A 16576-nucleotide genomic window follows, 5' to 3' on the forward strand; every position below is an offset into this window, starting at 1 on the left:
ACGAAAATATGCTTTGGTATCATTTAAAATTATCGGTTTTACGATTACTTAAGAACAGAGCCTTTTCTGTGACCAATATTCTTGGCCTAAGTTTTGGCATCGCTTCCTTCTTTGTCCTTTTCATTCATGTGCAAAACGAACGCAGCTATGACAGGCATATAAAAGATTATCAGGATATCTACAGAGTAGCATCAACTCCTTCGCATGTAGAAGATCCTTGGGCCAGAAGTTTAGGATTTATTAAGGAAACCTCAACAGATTTTCCGGAAGTAGAAGACGCAACACAATTTTCACATTGTCAGTCGGGAACTATTAAAATACACGAACAAAATGTATCGCAAGAAGACATTTTATCAGTCGATACCAATTTTATGAACTTATTCGGTATTGAAAGTTTGATTGGCAATTTGTCTGACATTACAAAACCCAATGTTGCCTTCATTTCTGAACGATTTGCTGAAAAACATTTTAAAGACAGAAACCCAATTGGTGAATACATTGATGTTGAGGGGCTGCAATACAGAAGAGATCTTGGGAAATATGAAATTGTTGGTATCGTTAAAAACACCCCCATCAAAACTCATTTCAATTGCGAAATCCTGCTTTCCCAAAAAGGTTCGCTCGATGCAGCCTATGCCTCTTTGTCTGAAAGAAAAACTCAATGGGTTTACAACTATCTAAAATTAAAAAAAGGAGTTTCTCCTTCGCTTGTTGAAGAGAAACTCCTCAATGCATTCAATAATTCAAGCTTAAGACAAACCCGTGGACCCAAAGACTACGAATTCAGTCTCACAAAACTTTCCGACATTCACTTAAAATCCAATTTCAGATTTGAATTAAAAGAAAGCAATACAAAAATAAATATCAATTTATTCACTTCAGTTGCCGTTATTATTTTGATGGTTTCATTAATCAACTTTGTTAGTTTAATCACAGTTAACCTTTTTAAAAGATCAAAAGAATTTGGATTGAAAACATCCGTTGGTGCTCACAAAAAACATTTGCTCACACAAGTTCTTATTGAAGTAATTCTGCTTTGTTCATTGTCAATCATTATCGCTCTAATTTTAATTGAGGCGCTAACCCCTTACATTAATAACTTCTATGAAGTTCAATTCGATATTTTCTATTCCGAACCAATCATTTATCTGGCAATATTAACTGTTCTGATATTCAGTGGTATTCTAAGCATCCTTTTTGTGCGCTTTTTTATTTTAAAAAACAATTCAACCAGCGATATCATTAAAGGTCATACATCTTTAACCGGAAGACGTATTTTACAACCATTAATGATCTTTCAAATCCTGATTGTAATTGTGCTCATTTCATCTGCTATTTTGGTCAACAAACAAATTTCGTACCTACTGAATAAGCCTCTTGGCTTTACAAAAGACAATGTTGTTGTCCTCAACATTAAAGATTTTTCAAAAGACCCCAATGTGTTTGCCAATGAATTGAGAAAAAAATCATCCATCGAATCAATTGGCTTTACAATGCAGCATTTTGGATATCCCACACAAACCTTATCGCTTGATGGTTTTGGGATTGAAGGAACCGCTGAAATGTCGATGGCCAATTATGATTTTCTGAAAACAATGAACATTCCATTTGTTCACAACTACATCAACACTTCATTGGATACCATTGAAGGAATGGTTATCAACAAGCATTTGTTTAAAAGATTGATGGAAAAACACAAAACTCTTGAGGAACTGAATTTATTTCGATCCGGAATCCCATTGGAAGCAGATCAGAGAAGAGTTGATATCATTGGCGTTGTAGAAGATTTTAATTACAGTTCTGCACACAATCAAATTGGCGACTATGTTTTCCTCATCGATGAATCCCAAAACAGAGCAAGGTTTATGCATGTTCGCATGTCTCCTGGGAATATAAGAAGCGCCATGACCAGCATTCAGGAAGAATGGCAAAAACATTACCCCAACCAAAAAATGGACTACTTCTTTATTGACGATAAAATTGCACAGCAATACAAATCGGAGAACATCCTGAGACGGATATTGATGAGTTTCTCTGTTCTTGGAATTATCATCAGCATACTCGGAATTAGTGCACTCTCCTATTTTACCTCCGAACAACGCACCAAAGAAATAGGTGTCCGCAAAGTAAACGGAGCCAAAACTTTTGAGGTAATTGCAATGCTTAACAAAGGTTTTGCAAAATGGGTAGTCATCGCCTTTGTAATTGCCTGTCCAATTGCCTGGTATGCCATGCACAAATGGCTCGAAAACTTTGCCTACAAAACAGAACTAAGCTGGTGGATTTTTGCCTTGGCAGGACTCATTGCCCTGGGAATTGCATTGCTTACGGTTTCTTTTCAATCGTGGAGGGCAGCTACAAGGAATCCGGTGGAGAGTTTACGTTACGAATAGATCTAATAATCTGTTCACGAAAACCGTAGGGACATGCAATGGCGTGTCCTTTTTCGGAAAAACCAATTACCAAAAAACACCCCAACCCCCTAAAGGGGCTTTAAAAAATCCTCTGCCTAAAGCCAGAGGCAAAACATTAATTTTCAGATGATGCGAATTCATCAGCTGTCCCCTGTATTTGGTAATCACTATTTATTTGTCAGTTTATACCAGGTAATATCATCCCCTTGAAACTTAAATTTATCTTCCAACTGAAAGCCTAACTTGTTCAGCACCCGCTGCGATTTTAGATTACTAAGCAAGGTCATGCTGTAAATTTCGGGAATTTTAAGCTCGGTAAAAGCATAATGAATAGCAGCCTTTGTTGCTTCAGTAATGTATCCTTTGCCCCAATACTTACGCAGCAATCTAAATTTCAGATTGTAAAAATCACTGTGCCCGTTCTGGTTTTCCTTTTCAAATTTAAAACCAGTCCAGCCAATAAAATTCCCCGATTCCTTTTCAACAATTGCCCAACGTCCAATACCAATCCGCTCATACTGATCCCGAATCGATTCAATCATTTTTTTACTCTCGTTGATATTCCGAATGGGTTTTCTTCCTAAAAATTTATATACCTCAGCATCCGAGTCCATCTCGAACATGCTTTCGGCATCAGTTGGCAGTATTTCCCGTAGATACAATCTTTCTGTTTCAAACAATATTTTCATTCCCAGCTCTCCTTTGTTCGTTAAAAAATCAATTTTTTTAATCTCGCACATATCTGCCAATTGTGCAAGTTTTTAGACAAATAGATTCTTATTTAGACCAAAATATAATATTCAAGTAAGTTTCAATTAATACTTCACACTCAACTTAAACACTAAGTATAATCACAAAGAACTCAAAGAATTATTTTCGGTGTGGAATTCCTACAAAAAAAACGACAGCCCTTTCGAACCGTCGCTTTATATCGTTTTGTAATTTGTAATTACTAATTCGTAATCATTAATTGATTTAAACGTGTTTTAAAATATCTTCCAGATTCTCAAATTTGGTTTTGTAATCGTTCATCGAACGAATAATTACCTCTTTTGCCTCCTCAACCCCATAAATATGGGTAATTTCGGCTTCGCTGTCCAAACCCGGCATATCCTTGTAGGTCAAAAAATAATGTTTCAAACGGCCCACAACCACATCCGAACAATCCGAAATATCAGTATAAGCACCATAAGTAGCATCATTCATCAAAACAGCAATAATCTTATCATCAGCCTCGTTTCCGTCAATCATTCGAAAACCACCAATCGGACGAACCTCTGCAATAATATCACCGTGCGATATCACTTTTTCAGTCAGCACACAAATATCCAAAGGATCCGAATCACCCTGAACATTCTCCTTGCCCGATTTTTCACTGCAATATTCACCAACAGATTCTCCACAATAAGTCTGAGGTAAAAATCCGTACAAAGCAGGAACAACATTCGAATATTTCTGAGGACGATCAATCTTCAAATAACCACTCGTTTTGTCTACTTCATATTTAACGGTGTCGGTAGGAACCATCTCAATAAAAGCCATCACCGAATCCGGCGCATTGTCTCCAACATCCAGCCCATGCCAAGGATGAGACTTGTAACGCAATCCCATTAATCTTGCGATAGGATCATTCAATTTGTTTCCCATAGTAAGTATTTCTTTTTAAGCTTCGTTTTTTAGCACAACGATCTCATTATTTAAGTAAAACAAATGTAAGAAAACAATATAAAAAACGAACCAATCGTCTTTTTCTTTTCCGTTAAATCTGATAATTGAGTGATTTCCGCCATGTAAATGTGGGGCTTACCTCCTTTTAGTCGGCCGGGCTTTTCGCTCCAAGTCCTCGCCACCTCACCCGCCAGCCGAATCTGCCTGCGGGCTTTCCTCTTCAATCCCTAAGCCATCCTGCCCCAAATTTCCTTTTACATTGTTTTTATTGCATCCACAATTCAGATCATCAAACAATTACAAATCTATTTGGTAACACCGTAGGGATACAACATGTCGTATCCACAATTCAGATCATCGCATTCAAATAACATTAAAAACAAAACGGTCACGCCATGGCATGACCCTACAAATACCAATCAAAACACATTGTTCCAATGCAGAAACACATTCACCCCAATCCCAAATCATAAACCACGAAAAAAAGGTCGCGCCATGGCATGACCCTACAGTCAATCAATAATTAAATGCAAAATATCCCGAAGGGATTATCTATTTATAGAAAAATGATTGTGTGGACTGATTATTCTGCTATAAACATCTGAATCCGAAGGATTCAAAGTTCAGGATTCAGGGGTAAAACATCAATGGTTTCGGATTTTAACCCCAGCCTTCAAACACAAACTGAGAGCCTCACTACAAGTGAGACCCTCAGTACGAAAATTTATAATTTCTAATTCAAAATTAAAGGAGTTAAATCATTCTTAATAGTATCGTATTTCTCATGACTAATAACTTCAAGGTCTAAAAGTTCTTTTGCCTCTTTTAGCTTACTTATCGCTTCTTCTCTTGTTAATTTTGCCTTAGGATTTTTAACTTCTCCAGTTACTATAGCCGACTCATAATCTATAAATACAGACGATAAACCCGAACCTCTAATCTGAACGTAAATTTTAAAGCCCTTCCATCTTTCACCAAACGCTTTTAGCTTATTAATTACAACAGAAGTTCCGGATATATCCGGGCTAAGCTTTTCTCCATTTTCCAAAATAAAATTAAACCCGGTATATGCAGAGGGTAATCCCACAACCAATGTATCACCTACTTCAATTAAGTCTCCATTCTTACTAAGGTATTCAGTAAAACTACCTTGCTTACTTAATTTGCCAAATTCTGCTTTTTGAGAGTAGCACATAAAGCACTGTGCTATCAATAAAAAGAATAAAAGTTGTCTCATTTATATTTCAATTTAGAATCATTTATTTACTATTCGGTATAGCTTTAAACTCTTAATTTCCAATTCATAATTCTCATCTATCCTCCCCAACCATCACGATCTAAACTGCGGTACTGAATGGCTTCCGCCAAATGATCGGTTTCGATGGTTTCAGAGCCTTCCAAATCGGCGATAGTGCGCGAAACTTTTAAAATCCGGTCGTAGGCACGGGCCGAAAGTCCCACCTTTTCCATGGCGGTTTTTAGTAGCTGGTTGCCGGCCTCGTTTGGCTGACAGTGTTTCCGCAACAATTTCGAACTCATTTGAGCATTGCAATGAACGCCATCGTGCTCTGCAAATCGTTTCTCCTGAACCTGTCTGGCTTTTTCAACCCGCAACCGAACCAATTCGCTTTTTTCCGACAAGCGCTGATCCGATATTTTATCGAAAGAAACAGGTACTACTTCAATGTGAATGTCAATGCGATCTAAAAGCGGACCGCTGATTTTACTCAGGTATTTTTGCACCATTCCCGGCCCGCACAGGCAATCTTTATCGGGATGGTTGTAGTAGCCGCACGGACAAGGATTCATGGAAGCAATCAGCATGGTGCTGGCAGGATATTCAATGGTACATTTAGCTCGTGATATGGTAATGGTTCTATCCTCCAAAGGTTGCCTCATCACCTCCAGCACGGTTCGTCTGAATTCTGGCAGCTCATCTAAAAACAACACTCCATTGTGAGCCAAACTTATTTCACCAGGTTGTGGAAATGTGCCGCCACCCACTAAAGCTACATCAGAGATTGTGTGATGTGGCGATCGAAACGGCCTTTGTGTCATCAGGGCACTGTTCTTTTCCAAAGTACCGGCCACCGAGTGTATTTTTGTTGTTTCCAATGCTTCCTGAAGTGTTAAGGGAGGTAAAATTCCTGAAATTCGTTTGGCAAGCATGGTTTTCCCTGCTCCCGGAGGCCCAATCATAATAATATTGTGTCCGCCGGCGGCTGCAATCTCCAAAGCACGTTTCACATTCTCCTGTCCTTTTACATCGGCAAAATCATGAGGGAAATTATTTAAGTGCGCGTAAAATTCAGCCCGGGTGTCCACTTCGGTGGGTGGAATCTCCAAATCACCTTTCAAAAATTCAATCACTTCCTTAATCGTATCGGCGCCAATTATTTTCAGCTTGTTAACAACAGCAGCCTCGCGTGCATTTGCTTTTGGCAAAATCAAACCTTCAAAACCTTCTTCGCGGGCCTGAATGGCCATAGGCAATACTCCTTTAATGGGAACCAAACTGCCATCGAGCGATAATTCGCCCATAATAATATATTTGCCAAGCACTTCGCAGTTAATTTGCTCGGTTGCTGTGAGTATTCCTATCGCCAGCGGCAAATCGTAAGCCGATCCTTCTTTTCGGATATCGGCAGGCGCCATATTTATAATAATTTTTTTACCGGGAATTTTGTAGCCAACTTCGCGCAAGGCAGAATCTATTCGCTGCTGACTTTCCTTCACCGCATTATCGGGCAATCCAACCAAGGAAAAACGAACTCCGGGAAAAACATTTACTTCTATTGTTATTGTTGTGGCATGAATGCCATATACTGCACTTCCGTAGGTTTTAACAAGCATATTTATGAGTTTTACCAATAAACAAAATCAACCCGTGAATGTAACAATAATACACAAACTAACCAAAACATAATTCAAATTATAGAACAGCAATCCACATTCAAAAATTCAGACATAAAAAAAGGATGTCATTCCAACATCCTTTTATACATATACTCTGTTTCAGCAGCTATTTAATTTTTTATTACATTATCTCTGAAATAAATAAAAGCTCACTTCTCACATCTAAAAACTCACATCTTCCAGAATTATTTCATTTTTGCTTCGATATACTGAATCAGGCAATGAATCACTTTAATGTGTATTTCCTGCACCCTATCGGAATACTTTTCCCATGGCACCCGAATTTCAACATCGCAAAGAGCAGCCATTTCACCACCCGTTTTCCCTGTTAAACCAACAACCACAAGTCCTTTTTCTTTGGCCGCCTTTACTGCATTAATAATATTCGCTGAATTTCCCGAAGTACTAATTCCTAAAAATACATCTCCCTTTTGACCCATTCCTTCCACATATCTCGAGAAAATATAATCGAAACCATAATCGTTTGCCACACAAGTTATATGACTTGGATCTGAAATGGCTACGGCTGGCATCGAGGGTCTGTCTCCTCGAAAACGACCCGTTAATTCTTCGGCAAAATGCATGGCATCGCACATCGAACCACCATTACCGCAGGAAATAATTTTTCCGCCGTTTTTTATGGATTTTGCCATTGCGTCACCTGCCGCTTCAATTGCTGAAAAATTAGCCTCATCGGCAATAAATTCATTCAAAACTTTTTGTGCATCCAAAAAGCTTTCTTTTATGTCATTTATAATCATCGTGTTCAAATTTTATTCAAAAGTATAAAAAAAAGAGCAATGAGATTTACGTGATAAGGCGTCAGATTCATTCAACACGCAAGTTTTATATTATTTTAAGATTTCCCCGACCATTTGACAGTTCGACTTTTCAAGCTCTTTCCAGACTTTTTTAGTAAGTTTATGTTCTGAATCCCTAATCTCCTTCTTTCATGAGTATTACAAAAGATCGTCTTTACGAAATAATATTTGAGGCTGACACCAAATCGGGGAAAATATTCGATATTTCACTGCTTATTGTTATTATTCTAAGCATCCTTTTAGTTGTTTTGGAAAGTGTGCCTTCCATCGAAAGAGATTATCACGATGTATTGAAACTTTCGGAATGGTTGATTACCGGGATCTTCTCTTTGGAATACATGCTGCGAATATGGATCGTTCAAAAACCAAAAGCCTATATCTTCAGCTTTTACGGCATTATCGATTTACTCTCGGTTCTACCATCCTACTTAGGCCTTGTAATAGTTGGAACTCACGGATTTATGGTAATCAGAGCTTTACGCTTGCTTCGGATTTTCCGGATTTTAAAACTCAACAGATATATTAAAGAGGGAGCTATTATTGTTCGAGCACTTCGACAAAGCAGAATAAAAATATCCGTCTTTCTTTTTGCTGTTCTAACCATGGTAATCATCATCGGAACCATCATGTATTTGATTGAAGGCGGCGAAAATGGGTTCACCAGCATTCCCCGCGGCATTTATTGGGCAGTTGTTACGCTTACCACCGTTGGTTATGGCGATATCTCCCCGACTACATCTCTTGGTCAGTTTTTTGCCAGCTTCGTAATGATTATTGGTTATGCCATCATCGCAGTTCCAACAGGAATTGTAACTGTTGAACTGAGTAAACAAAATTCAAAAGATGCATCCACCCAGGTTTGCCCAAATTGTTTGGCCGACAATCATACCGAAGATGCTCTGTACTGCAATCTGTGTGGTAAAAAACTTAACCAGACCCAGTTCTTACGAAAGAAATAATTTTAAAACCCTACAAGTAAATCCTATTTTTTTTAGGATATATTAACTCATGGATGTGCAATTGGAGGAGAAATAAATTCAGAAAAAATCGGTATATTTGTATGTCTTTTTAGACGAAAAGTATTGCTTGTATTGAATCTTTTGCTTTGGATGGGCAATTTTCCAAATTGAACAGCAGAAGCATTCAAATTATACCTACAACATTACACTTTTAACTGGTATAAAACATTTTATCATGGGATTTACAAGTTTTTTTAAAAAACCTCAATACAAAAGATTTAATATTCAACCCAGATATTGGGATCCTGCAAAAGAAGCAAGAGAAGATCGAGAAAGAAGAATACGAGGAGAACTGGGTTTGAAGGATGAAAATGAACCATACATCCCCAATATAAAAGGACGAATGAAAAGTGAACTGCGTCATGGTCACTTCGATTCTAATGGCTCTAGAAACAAATCGAACATTAGATTGTTAATTATCTTTGTCTTGCTTGCACTGGCAACTTACATTTACCTTTACGGATGGAATGGAGTCATTTAAATTTCTCCTTTTCTAAAATTTATTTTTGTCTCTTTTTCAGAATTCCTAAAATCAGACAATTTAAATTTCACCCAACACGTTACTAGAAAGTTAAACTTTAGAAGTAGAAATTTATATGTCGGATTTGATACAGATTCTGCCTGACAATGTAGCCAATCAAATTGCTGCAGGTGAGGTAGTTCAAAGACCAGCTTCAGTTGTAAAAGAGCTTGTGGAGAATGCCATTGATGCTGGAGGTAACTCTATAAAAATCAACTTAAAAGATGCTGGAAGAACATTAATTCAGGTAATTGATAATGGATGTGGTATGTCCGTTACCGATGCGCGTCTTGCTTTTGAACGGCATGCAACTTCTAAAATCCGAAAAGCGAAAGATCTGTTTGCCATTCGAACCATGGGTTTTCGCGGCGAAGCACTTGCCTCAATTGCGGCAATTGCCAATGTTGAATTAAAAACCAAACGAACCGAAGACGAATTAGGTACTCACATTGTTATTAGTGGTTCCGAAGCAATTTCCCAGGAAGTTTCAGCTTGCAGCGATGGAAGTAATTTCATTGTTAAAAACCTCTTTTTTAATGTTCCAGCCCGTCGAAAATTCTTAAAGGCCAATTCTACCGAACTTCGCAATATCATTACCGAATTTCATCGAATCGTGCTTTCACATCCCGAAATTGCCTTTCAACTTCTTCACAACGACTCTGAAATATACAACCTGCCTGCCAGTCATATCCGCCAACGAATTATCAATGTTTTTGGCAAAGGTATGAACCAAAGGTTAATCAGTATAAATACAAGCACGAGCATTGTTAAATTGACCGGTTTTATCGGAAAACCGAAAAATGCAAAACGAAATTTAGGGGAACAATTCTTTTTTGTGAACAACCGCTACATGCGGCACCCTTATTTTCACAAAGCAATTATGCAGGCTTACGATAAAATATTGCCGCCTGAAACCATCCCGCCTTACTTTATCTTTTTTGAAGTCGATCCACAGATTATTGATATCAATATTCATCCGACCAAAACAGAAATTAAGTTTGAAGACGAAAGAGCAATCTATCAAATTATTCAAGCATCTATCCGGGAGGCCTTGGGGAAATTTAATATTGTGCCTTCCATCGATTTTGATGAAGACAACAGTCTGGAAATTCCTGTAGCTGACAGCAATGCCGATATTGAGGCTCCAATGATTAAGGTGAATCCTGAATTCAACCCTTTCGAAGCAGATTTGAACTACAACCCTTTTGATGGAGAAAAAAGCTACAATCCTTTTGACGAGGAACGAAGATCTTTTGAATCGAACCAATTCTATCAGGAATTTAAAGCGAAAACACCTCCTCAGCAAAGTGGCGGTACCAGAAAGCCTGTACCCGAAAAATGGGAAACTCTATACGAAGAACCTTCTAAAAGAGAGTCGGATGAGAAATTAAATCAGGCGAAAATTGATCGGGAAAATATTCCGGATTATTTTCAGCCGCAAAAACCACCGGAAGAATTTGTGCAAAAGAAACTGCATCCGCAGGAACAAATTCAGAAAGCAAAGAATTTTTTTCAGCTAAAAAACAAATACATATTAACACCGATTCGCTCCGGCTTGATGATCATCGATCAGCGTAAAGCACATGAGCGCATTTTATTTGAGAAATTCATCAATTCGTTGGAAAATCATCAAGGAATTGCTCAGCAAACTTTATTCCCGCAAACCATAGAACTCAATGCTTCGGATTACACTCTTTTACAGGTAATTATTGAAGATGTAAGAGCCTTGGGGTTTGACATCAGGGAATTTGGGAAGAAAACCTTTGTGATTAATGGAACTCCGGCTGATATCCACAATTGCGAACCAAAAGAACTGGTTGAAAACCTGCTGGCGAACTACAAATCGAACCAAATGGATGTAAAACTGAAAATTCGCGAAAATCTGGCAAAAGCATTGGCAAAAGCATCGGCTTTAAATTATGGAAAAACCCTCTCGAATGAGGAAATGAGTTCAATAATCGATCAACTTTTTGCCTGTTCAACTCCTAATTTCACCCCCGATGGAAAAGCAATTATTTCGGTTCTTGAATCTCAGGAATTGGAAAGCAGATTTAAATAGGGTGACAATCTGTCTTAGATTTGTTAATCACAAGCACAAATTATAAATTGGTCTGACTATTGTTAGCTAAAAGGAAATATTAAAATAAATTCGAATGAGTCAATTCAGATCTTCTCTACTAAACCTCCCTCCGGTTGTAAAAAACCTGATAATTATAAATGTGCTAGTCCTGCTCGGAACCATGATAATCGGCGACCGGTTTGGCTTTAGTATGGATAATCTTTTTGCTCTGCACCAACCGGCATCAGAATATTTCAGACCGCATCAGTTCATTACGCATATGTTTATGCATGGAGGAATAGGTCATTTATTTTTTAATATGTTTGCCCTGTTCATGTTTGGCCGTGTGCTGGAAGAAGTTTGGGGACCAAAACGATTTTTACTGTACTACATGGTAACAGGACTTGGTGCCGCTGCACTTCACACTTTTGTAGGATGGCTTGACTATTCCTCAATGAAAGCTGCTGCAAATGCATTTAGCAATACGCCATCTCCTGATTTAATGTTACAGTTTATTCGTGAACACATGGGACCGGTTAAACCTTGGGTTACCGATTTTGTAAACAGCTGGGCCGAACATCCTAATAATGTCTTCGATACTCAAAAGGCTGTTGCCATGGTAAACCAAATGATTACTGAAAACATTAATGTTCCTACAATTGGAGCTTCAGGAGCAGTATTCGGAATTCTTTTGGCTTTTGGTATGCTATTCCCAAACACTGAGCTGATGCTTTTATTCCCTCCCATTCCAATCAAAGCAAAGTATTTTGTAATTGGTTACGGTGCTGTTGAATTATTTATGGGCTTTCGTCATGTAAGCGGTGATAACATTGCCCATTTCGCTCACTTAGGTGGAATGTTATTTGGATTTATCCTGATAAAGTATTGGCAGAAGAATTCAAAACGATTTTATTAATAGTTTAATGATTGATATTTCATGAGCATGAATTTCAACAATCCATATCAGTCTTATTCCCACCAGAGTATTTGGGACGGAATTAAAGACTCATTCAAAGAAGGAAGTAATTTAACAAGACTGATCTATATCAACTTTGGTGTTTTTCTGATTGTTAAAATTGTAGGCGTACTTACCTTTCTTTTTAATCTGGAACCTTCGCAAGTTCCATTCCTTGTTCAATGGCTATCGGTACCTGCCGAAACCAATGCATTGCTAAGCAGACCCTGGACAGTGTTTACCTACATGTTTTTGCATGAAGGATTTCTGCACATACTAATGAATATGCTTTGGTTATTCTGGTTTGGAAGAATTTTCCTAAGTTATCTTGATCAGAAAAAATTGGTAAGTATTTATTTGATTGGGGGTTTAACCGGTGCTGCAACATATATATTTGCCTATAATCTCTTTCCTGTTTTCGAAAGTGTTCGATTTGGATCGTACGCTCTTGGAGCTTCGGCTTCGGTTATGGCGGTTGTTTTTGCTACGGTAATTTATACGCCAAACCATGTTGTTCATCTCATGTTTATTGGCCCCGTTAAAATTAAGCACATCGCCTTATTTTTTATTGCTACAGATATACTGAGCATTCCAATGGGTAATGCAGGTGGTCATATTGCTCATTTAGGCGGTGCTTTTTATGGCTGGTTGTTCATTAATCAGCTTCGTAAGGGTAAAGATATTTCTTCTGGATTTAATTCACTTACGGATTCGTTTTTTGGTCTTTTTAAGAAAAGAAAAATGAAAGTAAGTTATAAGAACACCCAGAAAATGGACGATAAAGAGTACAATAAAGCAAAAAAACAACATCAGGAACACTTAGATGCTATATTGGAGAAAATTGCAAAATCGGGATACGACAGCCTGAGTAAAGAAGAAAAAGAAATCCTTTTTAAATCCAGTAACCGGAAGCAATAACTTGAAGAACTTTCTGCACAAATCACTTGTTATTTTTAGCCTGATATTTTCAGGCTCACTTCTGATTTCCTATCTGGCAGCTTACATTAACCCCGACAACTTTTGGCCGCCAGCCTTTTGGGGATTGGCCTATCCATATCTGCTGGCTATTAATGTTTTGTTTTCTATTTATTGGATGGTCAGAAGGCGCTGGAGTTTTTTAATTCCTCTTTTGGTCATTCTAATTGGTTATCAGTCTTTTTCCAATTTCATCCAATTTAACTTCTCCGGCGAATCTAAAAACGATGAGAATGCCATTAAAGTTTTAAGTTACAATGTGCGCTCCTTTGATATTTACAAATGGACAAAAGATCCCAAAACCCCTTCGAATATCATTCAACTCTCTAAAGATCTAGGAGCTGGAATTATTTGTTTTCAAGAATTCAGGACTACAAAATCAGGTTTACTCTCGATTAGTAATTTAAAAAAAGAATTGAACGCGAAAAATTCAATCAGAAGCAAGCATGGAACTGGTGTCGCAATCTTCTCCCGATATCCAATTATACATCATGGAGAAATTAATTTTGAGAAGGGAAATTTATGCAGCGCTGTTTTTGCAGATTTACAAATTGGGAAAAAAATACTTCGTGTTTATAATCTTCACTTGGAGTCGAACCGTTTTGCAGGTAAAAATTACGAATTCATCAACAAAAAAGAGTTCAAAGCTGATGAGCAGGAATTAAATGAACTTAAAGACATTTCCTTCCGATTGCGTTATGCATTTATCCGCAGAGCCAAACAAGCCCAAATAATTCGGGCACATATCGATAAATCGCCTCATCCTACAATTGTTTGTGGTGATTTTAACGACACACCTCAATCATTTACTTATAAAACTTTGAGTGATCAGTTTAGCGACTGTTTTAAAGACAAAGGCAGTGGAATCAGCACAACTTATGCGGGAGATTTTCCATCGTTCAGAATTGATTATATTCTTCATGATGAGCATACGATCTGCAGCGAGTATCAGAGAATCAAAAAACAATTCTCCGATCATTTTCCTATTCTATCCAAACTCTCCTTTGTTAAAGAATAAGCTTTTTATTTAATAATTACCTGGAATTTTCGCTGAGAAACGTTGATATTGTGATCCTGCGTTTGATATTTTGCAACAATATTCAATGTGGTATCAAGTCCTGCAACACGATTGTAAGGAATTTCGAACCGTGCTAATCCGCCTTTTGCATAAAGAGGCTTGGCTGCAAATGGAATGTATTTGTCTTCCATTAAATCGGTAATGTAGAAAATCACATTCTTAGAGTAATTACTTAACGACAATGTTAAAACCACAACATCTTCCTTCACAAATTTCTGAATCTCGATACCTGGAAAACCAGTCCGCAAACTTCCATCCTGCCTGTATTCTTTCAAACCAATACCTGGCTGGCCTTTCATATAAGGAGTTTCAGCCCAGAGATTACCATTGGAATAGTATTTCTTCTGCACACCATTCTTTTCATCTTTGTAATAAGGAGTAAGGCTATACAATTTGCCGTTTTTATGGAATTTTTTGGCAATGCCGCTCTTCTGGTCATCAACATACATAATTTCATCACTCAACTCACCTGAAGAATAATAAATTTTACAGACGCCATGACGCACACCATTTCGAAAAGTAATTTCTGCAGTTAATCTGTTCGCATCATCATACTGCTTAACAACTCCATTTTCCACATAAATCTCCTTCGAACTTACCGATTTCCCTCTCTTTTGCTCGCAGGCAAACAGCAAAACCAATCCGAATAGGCAAATCCAATTTTTCATTTGGGGAGTTCTCTACGTGTTAGAAATTATTGAGTGTCTCATAAAAATACTGCAAAGGTATGGAAGATGAAAATTATTCATCAACAAATAAACAGTAAACAAATGGAAGGTAAGTCTTTGATCAATTTAGTAATGAGAAATGGCAGCTTTACATTATTTTCTTTCTTTTCAGTAAATAAGCCTTAAGAACGGTATGAAATTCTTTGCGGATGTCTGCTTCAACATAATCAATCGCAAATTGTCCGCACAAAATCTCTAATTCTGTAAAGAACTCTTTCTGCTTTTTACTGTATAAACTTCTAATTTCCGAAGGATTTAATTTTATGCTTTCTCCTGTTTCCAAATCAATAAACTGACTGGGGTGATTTGCAAAATTAAACTCGTTTTCGAATTCTTTATCCCGAATGGAAAAAAGTAAAACCTCATGCTTATTGAATCGTAAATGCTGCAAAGATTCCAGAATTTCCTTTGGGGTTTCATCACCCATGAAATCAGAAAAAACAATTACGAGTGAACGCTTATGCAATCCTTCGGCAAGCTTGTGTAATGTATCCGAAATTTTAGTTTCCCGATTTTTATCAATTCCTACTTTGTTATAGAGCTTGCCTAAATGAGCATACAGCAAATGTGCATGAGTATTAGAAAGTTTTGCCGGAGTAAGAATATCTATTTTATCGGAGAAGGTACACAAACCAACTGCGTCTCGTTGTTTTCGCAATAAGTGAACCAAAGCGGCTGCACAAAGTACCGAAAATCCCAATTTGGTTTGGTGTTTTTGCTGATAAGGGAACAGCATTGAAGAAGAGGTGTCTACAACAATATGAGCCCTAAGGTTCGTTTCTTCCTCAAATTGTTTTACAAACAGCTTATCGCTTCGTGCGTATAGCTTCCAGTCGATGTGTTTGGTTGACTCCCCTTTATTGTAAAGTCGGTGTTCAGCAAACTCTACTGAAAATCCGTGATACGGACTTCGGTGTAAACCAATTAAAAATCCTTCAACAATCTGCTTGGCCAAAAGCTCCAGATTATCAAACTCTTCGAATTGTATCAGATCTGAGAGTTGCTTCAAAAAAATCTATTTTGAATGTGAACAAAGAAAAAAAGGCATAGAAAGAATCTCTCTATGCCCAAATATTTTGCAATCAACACCTACAATAAAGCGTCAATTTTTTCAGCAAGACTTGATTTTGGAACAGCACCAACTTGTTTGTCCACAATTTCACCACCTTTAAAGAAAAGGATAGTAGGAATATTACGGATTCCAAATTTTGCAGAAGTAGCAGGACTACTGTCAACATCCATTTTTGTAACTACAACTTTACCGTCGTAATCATTAGAAAGTTCGTCTACAATTGGGCCAACCATTCTACAAGGGCCACACCATTCGGCCCAGAAATCAACCAATACAGGCTTATCTGATTTCAACACAACCTCTTCGAAATTAGCATCGTTTACTGCAATTGTCATGGTAATCTATTTTTAA

At 37.6% G+C, this 16576-nt stretch carries 15 protein-coding genes; 7 read left to right on the plus strand and 8 right to left on the minus strand.

The features are described from left to right. Positions 1 to 8: 8 nt before the first annotated feature. Positions 9 to 2393 carry an ABC transporter permease gene (locus GQR60_RS13700; protein ID WP_124993483.1) on the plus strand — a complete coding sequence of 795 codons (2385 nt, stop codon included), beginning with the start codon at positions 9 to 11 and terminating at the stop codon, positions 2391 to 2393. Positions 2394 to 2581: 188 nt separating this feature from the next. Here the strand turns inward: GQR60_RS13700 and GQR60_RS13705 are convergent, their stop codons facing one another. From GQR60_RS13705 to lpcA, 5 genes are all read right to left on the minus strand, one after another. Then, positions 2582 to 3154, minus strand: a complete 573-nt coding sequence (locus tag GQR60_RS13705) for a GNAT family N-acetyltransferase (protein WP_124993484.1) — start codon at positions 3152 to 3154, stop codon at positions 2582 to 2584. A gap of 235 nt (positions 3155 to 3389) precedes the next feature. Next, complete coding sequence (locus tag GQR60_RS13710; protein WP_124993485.1) at positions 3390 to 4061, minus strand: inorganic pyrophosphatase; 672 nt, start codon at positions 4059 to 4061, stop codon at positions 3390 to 3392. Positions 4062 to 4815: 754 nt separating this feature from the next. After that, positions 4816 to 5319 (minus strand): hypothetical protein, encoded by a 504-nt coding sequence (locus GQR60_RS13715; RefSeq protein WP_124993486.1) that lies wholly within the window; start codon positions 5317 to 5319, stop codon positions 4816 to 4818. A 77-nt stretch (positions 5320 to 5396) separates the two neighbouring features. Next, positions 5397 to 6935: a YifB family Mg chelatase-like AAA ATPase gene (locus tag GQR60_RS13720; RefSeq protein WP_124993487.1), complete on the minus strand. Its 1539-nt coding sequence runs from the start codon at positions 6933 to 6935 to the stop codon at positions 5397 to 5399. A gap of 248 nt (positions 6936 to 7183) precedes the next feature. After that, positions 7184 to 7759, minus strand: a complete 576-nt coding sequence (gene lpcA, locus GQR60_RS13725) for a D-sedoheptulose 7-phosphate isomerase (protein WP_124993488.1) — start codon at positions 7757 to 7759, stop codon at positions 7184 to 7186. 191 nt (positions 7760 to 7950) lie between these two features. Here lpcA and GQR60_RS13730 point away from each other — a divergent pair, with 191 nt between their 5' ends. The 6 genes from GQR60_RS13730 to GQR60_RS13755 all read left to right on the plus strand — a co-directional run bounded on the left by GQR60_RS13730 (position 7951) and on the right by GQR60_RS13755 (position 14365). Continuing rightward, on the plus strand, positions 7951 to 8778 hold the full coding sequence (locus tag GQR60_RS13730) for an ion transporter (protein WP_124993489.1): 828 nt from the start codon (positions 7951 to 7953) through the stop codon (positions 8776 to 8778). 235 nt (positions 8779 to 9013) lie between these two features. Then, positions 9014 to 9319: a hypothetical protein gene (locus GQR60_RS13735; protein ID WP_124993490.1), complete on the plus strand. Its 306-nt coding sequence runs from the start codon at positions 9014 to 9016 to the stop codon at positions 9317 to 9319. A 115-nt stretch (positions 9320 to 9434) separates the two neighbouring features. Then, a complete protein-coding gene (gene mutL, locus GQR60_RS13740) occupies positions 9435 to 11417 on the plus strand; it encodes a DNA mismatch repair endonuclease MutL (protein ID WP_124993491.1) in 1983 nt (660 codons plus the stop codon). A gap of 94 nt (positions 11418 to 11511) precedes the next feature. Beyond that, positions 11512 to 12333: a rhomboid family intramembrane serine protease gene (locus GQR60_RS13745; protein ID WP_124993492.1), complete on the plus strand. Its 822-nt coding sequence runs from the start codon at positions 11512 to 11514 to the stop codon at positions 12331 to 12333. 27 nt (positions 12334 to 12360) lie between these two features. Then, positions 12361 to 13290, plus strand: a complete 930-nt coding sequence (locus tag GQR60_RS13750; protein ID WP_124993493.1) for a rhomboid family protein — start codon at positions 12361 to 12363, stop codon at positions 13288 to 13290. Between the two features lies 1 nt (position 13291). Continuing rightward, positions 13292 to 14365 carry an endonuclease/exonuclease/phosphatase family protein gene (locus tag GQR60_RS13755; protein ID WP_124993494.1) on the plus strand — a complete coding sequence of 358 codons (1074 nt, stop codon included), beginning with the start codon at positions 13292 to 13294 and terminating at the stop codon, positions 14363 to 14365. A gap of 5 nt (positions 14366 to 14370) precedes the next feature. Here the strand turns inward: GQR60_RS13755 and GQR60_RS13760 are convergent, their stop codons facing one another. The 3 genes from GQR60_RS13760 to trxA form a co-directional block, all read right to left on the minus strand. After that, positions 14371 to 15093, minus strand: coding sequence for a toxin-antitoxin system YwqK family antitoxin (locus GQR60_RS13760; RefSeq protein ID WP_124993495.1), 723 nt, complete (start codon positions 15091 to 15093; stop codon positions 14371 to 14373). A 148-nt stretch (positions 15094 to 15241) separates the two neighbouring features. After that, the gene (locus tag GQR60_RS13765; protein ID WP_124993496.1) at positions 15242 to 16162 is read right to left on the minus strand and encodes a DUF58 domain-containing protein; all 921 of its coding nucleotides are present in this window, start codon (positions 16160 to 16162) and stop codon (positions 15242 to 15244) included. A gap of 80 nt (positions 16163 to 16242) precedes the next feature. Then, positions 16243 to 16560: a thioredoxin gene (gene trxA, locus GQR60_RS13770; protein WP_101310028.1), complete on the minus strand. Its 318-nt coding sequence runs from the start codon at positions 16558 to 16560 to the stop codon at positions 16243 to 16245. Positions 16561 to 16576: the final 16 nt, after the last annotated feature.

The sequence above is a fragment of the Labilibaculum euxinicum genome, assembly GCF_009795715.1.
Classification (GTDB): domain Bacteria; phylum Bacteroidota; class Bacteroidia; order Bacteroidales; family Marinifilaceae; genus Labilibaculum; species Labilibaculum euxinus.

Excerpts from the sequence above, each read along its gene's own strand:
- GQR60_RS13710 (WP_124993485.1), bottom strand. The coding sequence starts at position 4,061 with ATGGGAAACAAATTGAATGATCCTATCGCAAGATTAATGGGATTGCGT.
- GQR60_RS13745 (WP_124993492.1), top strand. The coding sequence starts at position 11,512 with ATGAGTCAATTCAGATCTTCTCTACTAAACCTCCCTCCGGTTGTAAAA.
- GQR60_RS13715 (WP_124993486.1), bottom strand. The coding sequence starts at position 5,319 with ATGAGACAACTTTTATTCTTTTTATTGATAGCACAGTGCTTTATGTGC.
- lpcA (WP_124993488.1), bottom strand. The coding sequence starts at position 7,759 with ATGATTATAAATGACATAAAAGAAAGCTTTTTGGATGCACAAAAAGTT.
- GQR60_RS13720 (WP_124993487.1), bottom strand. The coding sequence starts at position 6,935 with ATGCTTGTTAAAACCTACGGAAGTGCAGTATATGGCATTCATGCCACA.
- GQR60_RS13750 (WP_124993493.1), top strand. The coding sequence starts at position 12,361 with ATGAATTTCAACAATCCATATCAGTCTTATTCCCACCAGAGTATTTGG.
- GQR60_RS13760 (WP_124993495.1), bottom strand. The coding sequence starts at position 15,093 with ATGAAAAATTGGATTTGCCTATTCGGATTGGTTTTGCTGTTTGCCTGC.
- GQR60_RS13730 (WP_124993489.1), top strand. The coding sequence starts at position 7,951 with ATGAGTATTACAAAAGATCGTCTTTACGAAATAATATTTGAGGCTGAC.
- GQR60_RS13700 (WP_124993483.1), top strand. The coding sequence starts at position 9 with ATGCTTTGGTATCATTTAAAATTATCGGTTTTACGATTACTTAAGAAC.
- mutL (WP_124993491.1), top strand. The coding sequence starts at position 9,435 with ATGTCGGATTTGATACAGATTCTGCCTGACAATGTAGCCAATCAAATT.
- trxA (WP_101310028.1), bottom strand. The coding sequence starts at position 16,560 with ATGACAATTGCAGTAAACGATGCTAATTTCGAAGAGGTTGTGTTGAAA.
- GQR60_RS13735 (WP_124993490.1), top strand. The coding sequence starts at position 9,014 with ATGGGATTTACAAGTTTTTTTAAAAAACCTCAATACAAAAGATTTAAT.
- GQR60_RS13705 (WP_124993484.1), bottom strand. The coding sequence starts at position 3,154 with ATGTGCGAGATTAAAAAAATTGATTTTTTAACGAACAAAGGAGAGCTG.